Below are 589 nucleotides of genomic sequence, written 5' to 3'. Positions count from 1 at the left end.
TCCTCGACCTGCAGCTCGACGCCGCTCATGCCCTTGGCCTGCTCGATCATGCCGTTGCGCAGCACGGTCAGGAAGTTGTCGTCGAACTTGGCCATCGACACGCCAACCTTGGCGGCCATGGCGGATGAGCTCATCAGCGCCGCGAAGGCGACGCCCAAAATCAATTTCTTCATTGTGTTTCTCCTCCACATATTGGTGCCCGGTTTCACCGATTTATCCGGAATCCCCGATCTCCCCGGGGAATCTCTCCCTGATGTCTTTTCTGTTCCGGGTGACGCCTGCCTCCTGGCTGGAACGTCAAGCCCTCTGTTTGAAACAGATATTCCGGAACGAAAGAACCAAAATACACAGATGATGAAATATTTATTCCATTTCACATCGGGGCGTCAAGGGCGATTCCGCGGCCTGCGGGCCGATTTACGCATCGCTCTGATGGATTCTATCATTTGCCTCGGCGGGCTTGCGCGGCGGCGGGCTAGATGTTTTCCGGCAGGTAGATGTCGAAGGGCAGGAAGGTCTGGCCCGGAGCGTTGGCGGCGCCGGTTTCGATGGCATGCGCCATCAGGTCGACGAGCTCACGGCACAAAGC

The 589-nt window shown here is 57.6% G+C and carries 2 pseudogenes; both read right to left on the bottom strand.

The window, feature by feature from the left end:
* Nucleotides 1-173: pseudogene (locus EN906_RS36465) on the bottom strand (rhizopine-binding protein); the annotation flags it as partial.
* Between the two features lie 302 nt (nt 174-475).
* Nucleotides 476-589 (bottom strand): annotated as a pseudogene (locus tag EN906_RS38725) (LacI family transcriptional regulator); the annotation flags it as partial.

Source organism: Mesorhizobium sp. M7A.F.Ca.CA.004.06.1.1 (assembly GCF_003999135.1).
Classification (GTDB): Bacteria; Pseudomonadota; Alphaproteobacteria; order Rhizobiales; family Rhizobiaceae; genus Mesorhizobium.
Note: the sequence above shows the minus strand (reverse complement) of the source record. Positions and strands in the feature narration are given on the sequence as shown.